We start from the raw sequence: 444 nt of genomic DNA, 5'->3' as shown, positions 1-444 counted from the left end.
CCCCGAGACCGCTGGTGTACTTCGAGGAGAGGTCCACCTTCGCGGTGTTGACCAGGTGGCTCTCAAGGTTGATCTGCCCCGGCGTGCTCTGCCTCAACGGGGTCCCGACGGTGGGCACGGTCACCAGGTGCAGCATGCCGACCGCCTCGCCGTCGGCGTCGGTGATCACGGGCGAGTAGATCCCGCCGTCGATCTGCATGGGCAGCGTGCCGCGCAGCACCTGCTCGGAGAGGAAGTCCGAGACCTGCCCCGCCGCCGTGCCGTCGAGATCCGCCTGGAAGGTCTGGTGGACGTGTTCGTACAGGGCCCTGGGGTCGATCACCGAGTCGACGCCGTAGAGCGGGAGATCGGCAGGATCGGCCGGCGCGGGCAGCGAACCCGGCGCGGGATCGGCGGTGGTGAGGTGCCGGGGGAACCAGATCGTGGTGGGACCGTGCGACACCG

Annotated in this window: 1 protein-coding gene; it reads right to left on the bottom strand. The window is 69.6% G+C overall.

The genetic code is table 11. The features are described 5' to 3' along the window. Positions 1-444 (bottom strand): hypothetical protein (locus OC490_RS49170; protein ID WP_262064574.1); only part of this gene is annotated, 444 nt, incomplete at both ends.

Source organism: Streptomyces sp. STR69, from assembly GCF_024519455.1.
Classification (GTDB): domain Bacteria; phylum Actinomycetota; class Actinomycetes; order Streptomycetales; family Streptomycetaceae; genus Streptomyces.
Note: the sequence above shows the minus strand (reverse complement) of the source record. Positions and strands in the feature narration are given on the sequence as shown.